Source organism: Thermus islandicus DSM 21543, from assembly GCF_000421625.1.
GTDB lineage: Bacteria > Deinococcota > Deinococci > Deinococcales > Thermaceae > Thermus > Thermus islandicus.
In genome coordinates, this window is sequence record NZ_ATXJ01000028.1 from 1 (window position 1) to 9,506 (window position 9,506).

The 9,506-nt window shown below is 61.7% G+C and carries 7 protein-coding genes; all 7 read left to right on the forward strand.

Annotation, left to right across the window (positions count from 1 at the left end):
• On the forward strand, window positions 1–352 hold a 352-nt coding region (locus H531_RS13160; RefSeq protein ID WP_033399340.1), incomplete at its 5' end, for a DUF4143 domain-containing protein.
• A gap of 361 nt (window positions 353–713) precedes the next feature.
• Window positions 714–2,246: a class I SAM-dependent DNA methyltransferase gene (locus H531_RS0111515; protein WP_028490830.1), complete on the forward strand. Its 1,533-nt coding sequence runs from the start codon at window positions 714–716 to the stop codon at window positions 2,244–2,246.
• Entirely contained in the window at window positions 2,236–2,526 is a 291-nt protein-coding gene (locus H531_RS0111520) for a nucleotidyltransferase family protein (RefSeq protein ID WP_022799478.1), read from the forward strand. Before H531_RS0111515 ends, H531_RS0111520 begins: the two co-directional genes overlap by 11 nt.
• Window positions 2,523–2,876 (forward strand): HepT-like ribonuclease domain-containing protein, encoded by a 354-nt coding sequence (locus H531_RS0111525; RefSeq protein WP_022799479.1) that lies wholly within the window; start codon window positions 2,523–2,525, stop codon window positions 2,874–2,876. The genes H531_RS0111520 and H531_RS0111525 overlap by 4 nt, the downstream gene beginning before the upstream one ends.
• Window positions 2,866–4,128, forward strand: a complete 1,263-nt coding sequence (locus H531_RS0111530) for a restriction endonuclease subunit S (RefSeq protein WP_028490831.1) — start codon at window positions 2,866–2,868, stop codon at window positions 4,126–4,128. Before H531_RS0111525 ends, H531_RS0111530 begins: the two co-directional genes overlap by 11 nt.
• The gene (locus H531_RS0111535; RefSeq protein ID WP_156860509.1) at window positions 4,125–5,417 is read left to right on the forward strand and encodes a hypothetical protein; all 1,293 of its coding nucleotides are present in this window, start codon (window positions 4,125–4,127) and stop codon (window positions 5,415–5,417) included. Before H531_RS0111530 ends, H531_RS0111535 begins: the two co-directional genes overlap by 4 nt.
• Before the next feature lie 31 nt (window positions 5,418–5,448).
• A complete protein-coding gene (locus H531_RS0111540) occupies window positions 5,449–8,592 on the forward strand; it encodes a type I restriction endonuclease subunit R (protein ID WP_022799482.1) in 3,144 nt (1,047 codons plus the stop codon).
• Window positions 8,593–9,506 lie beyond the last annotated feature (914 nt).

Below are 9,506 nucleotides of genomic sequence, written 5' to 3' on the forward strand. Positions count from 1 at the left end.
CCCCGCCCTGGCCCTCTACCTGACCGGGGGAAAGCCTTCGGGGGCCCACCTCGAGACCCTGGTGCTCCTGGACCTGCTGGCCTTCCGGGACGCCCAGGTGGAGCCCCCCGGCCTCTACTACTGGCGCACCGCCTCCGGCCAAGAGGTGGACTTTGTCCTGGAGGCGGGGGAGAGGCTTTTGCCGGTGGAGGTGAAGGCCACACCCAGGCCCACCCCCAAGGACGCCCAAGGGCTCCTGGCCTTTCTGGCGGAGTACCCCGAGGCCCCTGGGGGGCTCCTCCTCCATGGGGGAGAAGGCGTTTTCCCCTTAGTGGGCCGGGTGGTGGCCGCTCCCTGGTGGAGGGTGGTCTGAAGAAGATAGCCAAAATGGGCAGGCTTCCCAAGGCCCCTCCACGGGCCCTGTAACGAAGGGGAGCCGGGCTGGGGATGGCGTGGGCCCTCGAGGTCTGGTACAAGCGGGCACTGAAGGCGCTGGATCAGGGAGCCACCTCTTGGGCCAGGCATAGGCCGTGGGCGAGCACCTCCTTGGGGCTTGCCTCCCTGCGAGCAAAGCCTCGCTTGCCCATCAGGAGGGAGATATACACCCGTTGTCCTGATCTTTGCAATGTAAGCCCGCGAAGCCTTGACCCAGTTAGGGGGTTTCGGCTAGAATGGGAGCAGTGTCAAGGGAGAAAAGGAAAAAATCTATTCAATTGTCGGACAGGGTCCCTACCTTGACGGAGACCTCTGCAACGCTAGGGTTTGAAGCAAAGCTCTGGGAGGCCGCCAATGCTCTACGCGGCTCCATGGACGCCGCCGAGTACAAACACGTCGTGCTCGGGCTGATTTTTCTCAAGTATATCTCGGATGCCTTCGAGGAGCACCGGGCGAAACTGGATGCCGAGCGCCACCTGGGCGCCGACCCCGAGGACCCTGACGAGTACCGGGCGGAGGGGATCTTTTGGGTGCCGGCCGAGGCCCGCTGGTCTTACCTGCAAAAGAACGCCCGCCAGCCCACCATCGGCCAGCTCGTGGACGAAGCCATGGCTACCGTGGAGCGGGATAACCCCTCCCTCAAGGGGGTGCTCCCCAAGGACTACGCCCGCCCTGGGCTGGACAAGCAGCGCCTGGGACAACTGATCGATCTCATCTCCAACATTGATCTGCGTGGTGGCGAAAACCACGCCCGCGACATCCTTGGGCGGGTCTACGAGTACTTCCTCTCGCAGTTCGCCACCGCCGAGGGCAAGAAGGGCGGCGAGTTCTACACCCCTCGCTGCATCGTCAAGCTCCTCGTGGAGATGTTGCGCCCCTACAAGGGCCGGGTCTACGATCCGTGCTGCGGATCCTCGGGGATGTTCGTGCAGTCCGAGGAGTTCATCCGCGCCCACGGTGGGCGGATCGGCGACATCAGCATCTACGGCCAGGAGCTCAACTACACCACCTGGAGGCTGGCCAGGATGAACCTCGCCATCCGCGGGATCGACGGGCGGATCGAGCAGGGTGACTCGTTCCTAAACGACCGTTTCCCCGACCTTAAGGCTGACTACATCCTGGCCAATCCGCCTTTCAACATGAAGCGCTGGGGCGGGGAGCACCTGCGGGAGGACAAGCGCTGGAAGTTCGGTGTCCCTCCGGTGAACAATGCTAACTTCGCCTGGGTCCAGCACATCATCCACCACCTGGCGCCCACGGGCCTCGCCGGCTTCGTACTCGCCAACGGCTCCATGTCCTCGGGTCAGTCGGGCGAGGGCGAGATCCGCAAGAACATCATCGAGGCCGACCTGGTGGACTGCATGGTGGCCCTCCCGGACAAGCTCTTTTACTCCACCCAGATCCCCGCCTGCCTGTGGTTCCTCGCACGCGACAAGAAGAACGGGCGTTTCCGCGACCGCCGCGGCCAGGTCCTCTTCATCGACGCGCGCAAGATGGGGCAGATGGTGGATCGCACCCACCGCGAGCTCACCGACGAGCACATTCGCAAGATCGCCGACACCTACCACGCCTGGCGCGGGGACAAGGACGCGAGCGAATACCGGGACGTGCCCGGCTTCTGCAAGAGTGCTACGCTGGAGGAGATCCGCCGGCACGGCTACGTGCTCACGCCCGGCCGCTACGTCGGCGCACCGCCGCAAGAGGAAGACGACGAACCCTTTGAAGAAAAGATGCGGCGGCTGGTGGCTGAGCTGCGCGAGCAGCAGGCTGAGGCCGTGAAGCTCGACGCGGCTATTGCCCGGAACCTGAAGGAGCTGGGCTATGACGTTTGAGGAGTTGCTGAAGGCAAAGCGCGAGGAAATCCTGCGCATCTGCGCCAAATATGGCGCCCGCAACGTCCGCGTCTTCGGCTCTGCTGTCCGCGGCGAAGCGGATGAGGAGAGCGACATCGATTTTCTGGTGGAGATGGAAGCGGGGCGGAGCCTATTCGACTTGGGCGGGCTTCAGTACGAACTGGAGCAACTGCTGGGCCGCCCGGTAGACGTGGTGACGGAGCGTGGCCTCAAGGCGCGGATTCGTGAGCGCGTGCTCAAGGAGACGGTACCGCTATGAGAGACCCGAAAGAACGGCTACGGCATATCCTGGATGCTATCGCCGCCATTGAGCGCTATTTGAGCAGGGGGCGAGCCGCTTTTGAGCAAGACGAACTCTTGCAGGGTTGGTTCGTCCGCCATTTGCAGATCATCGGGGAGGCGGCCAGGGCACTACCTGAAGACGTGCGGGCCATGGCGCCGGAGATCGAATGGGCAAAGATTATCGGGATGCGGAATGTTCTGGTTCACGGCTACTTCGACATTGACCTCGACATCGTATGGGAGGCGGCCAGCCGTGACGCCCCAGCCCTCAAGCCTTCCATCGAGAGATTGCTGAAGCGGTTGGAGGAGTTGGGCTATGGCGGGTGAGTGGCGAGAATACCGGATCGGCGAAATCGCTGAAATCATCGGCGGGAGCACGCCATCCACAGCCGACCCATCGAACTTCGATGGTGAAATTCCTTGGTTAACCCCGAAGGATTTATCAGGCCCTCACGACCGGTACGTGTCCCGTGGCGAGCGTAGCCTCTCGCGCAAAGGCCTTGATAGTTGTTCAGCACAGTTACTGCCACCTGGGACAGTGCTACTAACGAGTCGTGCTCCTATCGGGTACTTGGCCATCGCAAAAAATCCAATTGCTACCAACCAAGGGTTCCGTAATCTCATACCAAAGCCCCTCATGAACTCAGAGTTTCTCTACTACTGGCTGAAAGGCCATGTTGAGGAGCTACAGCGCCATGCGAGCGGCTCGACATTCCAGGAACTAAGCGGAACCGCACTTGCTCAGATAAGAATTCGTGTCCCTCCCCTCCCCGAACAACGCGCCATTGCCCACATCCTCGGCACGCTGGACGACAAGATTGAGCTCAACCGGCGGATGAGCGAGACACTGGAGGCGATGGCGCGGGCGCTCTTCAAGGCGTGGTTCGTGGACTTCGAACCCGTGCGTGCCAAGATGGAGGGCCGCTGGCGCCGCGGCGAGTCCCTGCCCGGTCTCCCCGCCCACCTCTACGACCTCTTTCCCGACCGCCTGGTGGAGTCGGAGTTGGGGGAGATCCCGGAGGGGTGGGAGGTGGGAACACTTCGACGTGTTGCGGAGGTGACTAGCGGCAAGAGGCCAACCAGGGTCTTCGCGAAACCGTCACCTGAGGCCACAGTACCTCTATGGGGTGGAAATGGTCCGATGGGTTATGTAAGCGAGAGCTTGTATTCCGAACCCATCTTGTTGACTGGGCGCGTTGGTACACTTGGTTCGGTCTTTCGTATTCAGGGTGCATCGTGGCCCTCCGATAACACACTTGTCGTACTTCCTCAATCTAAGGCCGCGTTCGAGTTCCTCTATTTTTGTCTAGAACGGTTCGACTTCGACGCCCTGAATCGAGGCTCAACCCAACCGCTGCTAACTCAAAGCGATTTGGGTGCACAGAACGTGCTTATTCCGGCGGACCCCGCGCTTAGGGAATTTCATAAATACGTGTCAACCTACTTTAGGATGATCGACCAAGCAACAGACGAATCCCGCACCCTCGCCGCCCTACGCGATGCGCTGCTGCCCAAGCTCATCTCCGGGGAGCTGCGGGTGAGGGATGCGGAAAGGTTCTTGAAGGAGCGCGGGTTATGAGTGCAAAGCTTAATGAAGTCCGGCAGATGGTGCTTACCAGCGTCCGCAATCTTGTAGATGCACCCGCATTCAAGGATTGGTTTCAAACCCAGCGCGCAAATCACGGCGATATCATCGTGATCAATAACAGTTTCATTTACCGCAAACCCCTGATAAAGACCTCCAAAAACAGCCAGTACCTCTGTCTGAAAGTGAAGGACACGGAGCCAGACGCGGCGGATGTATTGGTGGGCCAGCCTGGTGATCTGAACTCAGACTTCAAGTTGTTCAGCGCGAGGTCTAGTAATCTGCCTCCACGTGAAGCCCTAGACCAAGCGCTGCTGGCAGAGATGAAGCGGCTTGGCCGCTTGGTGTTCGTGCTCATTGGGGAACTGCAAGACCTTCCTTCCACCGTACCCGTCAACCACAAGAGCGTCAAGAAGCTTAAATTTGATCCTTCCGCAGGAAGTCAAGACGTCGTCGCAGATGCGGACGGAAGCAAGACTATAATCGTAGACCAGCTTACGGATCCGGAATCTGCGTGGAATGCCATCAAGCCGAAGCTGGAACAAGAAACAGGCGATGACCTCTCCAGCCTCGAAGTCGCTTTTGGAGCAGCATTTGAAAGACTCCAGGACGAGGCGCGTTTGAGACTCATCCTTCCCAGTCCGACCGCATCTAAGACCACCACCTCGTTTATCGCTCGCCTGCGGGCATCCGTATGTAAGCAGCGCAAGCTGTACGAGGAGGCTCTTGGGGAGTGGACCAGAGGGGGTCAGGGGGCGGATGGCCATCTGAGGGAAATGATGCGCATCGCCTACAACTTTGCGGACGATGCTATTAAGGTCCTGAAGTTGCTGGTTAGTGTGGCCGACCTCAAGGCTGTCCTATTATGGTGCACGATCAAAGAGCACTTTGATGTGGCCGAAGCGTTTCGCAATCTGCCATGGAAAAAGAGTCACAAGAAACCTTCACTCGAGCTATACAGGGAAATAATCAGCGGCGCGAGAAATCGTGCATTTCATAACCTCTTGGCGTTTGATCGAACAATTGAGGCTGATCTTGGGGGCGTGGATGTGAAAGCACGTCGGCTAACGCTACTCCCGGCTCATGGCCGTCGCAAGAGCACTGTGGCCTTCGATTATGAAGATCGTGAGATGGTGGAAATTCTGACGGAGCTTACGAGGGCGCCCGAGGTGGCAGTGCCCTTTGATTTCTGGAAGAAGAACGCCGACGTTATGGAATCGTTCGAGAAGCTGCTGGCGAGCACTGAAGATGCGTTATGGGCGCTTAATCGCGCTCGAGGATAGGAGGGTAGAGAGCCATCGTGGGGCCAAGTTTATGAATCCTTTCACCGAATCCACCGTCGAATCCGCCGCCCTTGCCTGGCTGGAGTCGCTGGGCTGGTCGGTCAAGCATAGTGCCGAGATCGCCCCCGGCGAACTTTTCGCCGAGCGCACCGATTACGGCCAGGTAGTCCTCGAGCAGCGCCTGCGCGATGCCCTGGTGCGGCTGAATCCCGACCTCCCGCCGGAGGCGCTCGAGGAGGCCTTCCGTAAACTCACCCGTCCCGAGGGGGCCACGCTGGAGCAGCGCAACCGGGCAGTCCACCGGATGCTGGTTGACGGCGTGACGGTGGAGTACCGCCGGCCGGACGGTTCCATCGCTGGCGCGCAAGCTCGGGTCCTGGACTTCGACGACCCCGCGAATAACGACTGGCTGGCGGTGAACCAATTCACGGTCGTGGAGAACAAGCACACGCGCAGGCCCGACGTGGTGCTTTTCGTGAACGGGCTGCCGCTGGTCATCATCGAGCTGAAAAACCCCACTGACGAGCAGGCCAGCATCTGGTCCGCCTACCAGCAGCTCCAGACCTACAAGCAAGAGATCCCCTCGCTCTTCGCCTACAACGAGGCGCTCGTCATCTCGGACGGGCTCGAGGCGCGCATCGGCACGCTCACGGCCGACCGGGACCGGTTCATGCCTTGGCGCACGGTGCGCGGTGACACCGTGGCGCCGGTTGAGATCCCGCAACTGCAGGTGCTCTTGGAGGGAGTGTGCGACAAGCACCGGTTTCTCCAGCTCCTCCGCGATTTTGTCGTGTTCGAGGACGAGGGGGGCGGCAAGCTCGCCAAGAAGATGGCTGGCTATCACCAGTTCCACGCCGTGAACGTGGCGGTGGAGGAGACACTGCGGGCCGCCGCACTTCAAGCTGAACAGACCTGGGCAGCGAAGGGACGTTACGAGGCCGGGCGCAGGCCCGGTGGGGAGCCCGGGGACGGCCGCATCGGCGTGGTCTGGCACACCCAGGGCTCGGGCAAGAGCCTGACGATGGTCTTCTACGCAGGCCGGATCATCCGCCACCCCGCGATGGAGAACCCGACCATCGTCGTCCTCACCGACCGGAACGACCTGGACGGGCAGCTCTTCGGCGTGTTCTCCCGCTGCCGGGACCTCCTGGGCCAGGAACCGATCCAGGCGGAGAGCCGGGCCGAGCTCCGCGAGTTGCTCCGAGGACGGCAGGCGGGCGGCGTCATCTTCACCACGATCCAGAAGTTCCTGCCGGAGGAGAAGGGTGACCGCTACCCGCAGCTCTCCGATCGCCGCAACATCGTAGTGATCGCCGACGAAGCCCACCGCAGCCAGTACGACTTCATCGACGGCTTCGCCCGCCACATGCGCGATGCCCTGCCCAATGCCTCCTTCATCGGATTCACCGGCACTCCGCTGGAGCTCGAGGACCGCAATACCCGCTCCGTGTTCGGCGACTACATCTCCATCTACGACATCCAGCGGGCGGTCGAGGACAAGGCCACCGTGCCCATCTACTACGAGAGCCGGCTGGCTAAGCTCGACCTCCCGGAGGAGCTGAAGCCGAGGATTGACGAGGAGTTCGAGGAGGTTACCGAAGGCGAAGAGGTCGAGCGAAAGGAGCGGCTCAAGACTAGGTGGGCGCAGCTCGAGGCGGTGGTCGGGGCGGAGAAGCGCCTGAGCCTCGTGGCCCAGGACATCGTGAACCACTTCGAGCAGCGGCTGGAGGCCCTGGACGGCAAGGCCATGGTGGTCTGCATGAGCCGGCGCATCTGCGTCGAGCTCTATAACGAAATCGTGCGCCTACGCCCCGCATGGCACGACGACGATGACGACAAGGGCGCGATCAAGGTGGTGATGACGGGCTCGGCCTCGGACCCGCCCGAGTGGCAGCCGCACATCCGCAACAAGCCGCGTCGGGAGTTCCTCGCCAAGCGCTTCCGCGATCCTGCCGACCCTTTCAAGCTGGTCATCGTCCGCGACATGTGGCTCACGGGGTTCGATGCCCCGTCCCTCCACACGATGTACCTCGACAAGCCCATGCGCGCCCACGGGCTCATGCAGGCCATCGCCCGGGTGAACCGGGTCTTTCGCGACAAGCCGGGTGGGCTGGTTGTGGACTACCTGGGACTCGCGCACGAGCTCAGGGCAGCCCTTGCCACCTATACCGAAAGCGGCGGCACGGGGCGGACCGCCATCAACCAGGCCGAGGCCGTGGCGGTGATGCTGGAGAAGTACGAGATCTGCTGCGACCTCTTCCACGGCTTCGATTGGACGGCGTGGAAGACGGGCAGACCGGAGGAGCGACTCGCGCTCCTCCCCGCCGCCCAGGAGCACATCTTGGCTCAGGAGAATGGCAAGGAACGCCTCCTCCAAGCCGTCTCGGACCTCTCGCGCGCCTTCGCATTGGCGGTCCCCCAAGAGGAGGCTCTCGCCATCCGTGACGACGTGGCCTTCTTCCAGGCGGTGCGGGCGGCTCTTGCCAAGCGCGCCCCCAGCGACGAGCGAACCGAGGAGGCCCTCGACCACGCCATCCGGCAGATCGTCTCCCGCGCCATCGCGCCCGAGGGCGTGGTGGATCTCTTCGCCGCGGCCGGTCTCAAGAAGCCCGACATCTCGATCCTCTCCGAGGAGTTCCTGGCCGAGGTGCGGGGGATGCCGCAGCGGAACCTGGCCGTGGAGCTTTTGCGAAAGCTCTTGGAGGGTGAGATCAAGAGCCGGCGAAGGAAGAACGTGGTCCAGGCCCGCTCCTTCGCCGAACTCCTTGAGCAGGCCATCCGCCGCTACCAGAACCGGGCGGTGGAAGCGGCTCAGGTGATCGAGGAGTTGATCGCGCTTGCCCGCGAGATGCGTGAGGCGGACCGCCGGGGCGAAGCGCTGGGGCTTACCGAAGAGGAGCTGGCCTTCTACGACGCGCTCGAGGCCAACGACAGCGCCGTCAAGGTCCTCGGCGAGCCGACCCTGCGCGAGATCGCCCGCGAGCTGGTTGAGACAGTCCGCCGCAACGTCACCATCGACTGGACCGAGCGCGAGAACGTCCGGGCCCACCTGCGGCGCCTCGTCAAACGGGTGTTGCGCCGATACGGCTACCCACCTGATAAGCAGGAGAAGGCTACTCAGATCGTACTGGAGCAAGCGGAGGTGCTTGCCGAGAGCTGGGTGCAGGCCGCATAGGCCGACAGGCGTTCCAGGGGAGGCGCCTAGTGTTCAGGCAAGGAGTCGCACAACCCTCTAGTCCCCGCGGGTGGGCCTGGCGCAGGGCTAATGCTGATCTCGTAGAGTTCCTCCTGCCCAGGCAGGGGCTGTCGTAAAAATCCGGTATCCTTGAGGGCCGCCTCTGCGCAAAGCATACCCCACCAGGTTGACGGGTCAGCCTGCAGGGCTACCTTGTTGAGGGGTGGGCCCCTCCTAAAGCCCCACATTCCCGCCCACCCCTCGAGGGGCTCCCTCCCCACCGGGGCGGCAGAGGCCCTGCTTGCGGGCTCAGCGGAAGAGGTTTGCCTTAGGATGGTTATCAGCGCGAAATATTACTTTCGCGAAGATAGGCCTCCTCCGAAGATGACCCAGCCCTTGGAGGGCCGTCTCCTGGAGGAGTCGGCAAGCCCCTGGGGAACTCCAGGCCCAGCGCCTGAAGACCGCCCTTTTGGGACGGGGGCGCTACAGTCCTTTTTACCTGTGGCGATAGGGCGGGCCTTTGCTACACTTGTCAGCAAAATGACGATGCAACTGGCTTTCTTTGGACTTTGAAAAACAAAGCGCCGTTCAGGAGCTTTCCTCACCGAAATTTTGACCTGGCCCAAGGTTGCGGTGTGTGCTATACTCCCCACTAACCCGGACCTCCGGGTGGGGATCTTGAAAGCTGGTTTTTCCCTTGGGGATGGGCAATATGCGTTTTCACCTTCTCATCGCCCCTTTCTCCTGTGGCTTTTCATCGGCACAAACCCCCAAAAACCCCCGTTATACGCCATATGCATATTCCAAGTTTCATCTTTCTCACAAACCCCCCCTCTGGCGGTGCTGTCCAGGAGGGGATTCTTAGAGGGGTAGAGTTGCAAACCACTTAGCCCCGTAAGGGGATTGCGACCCCA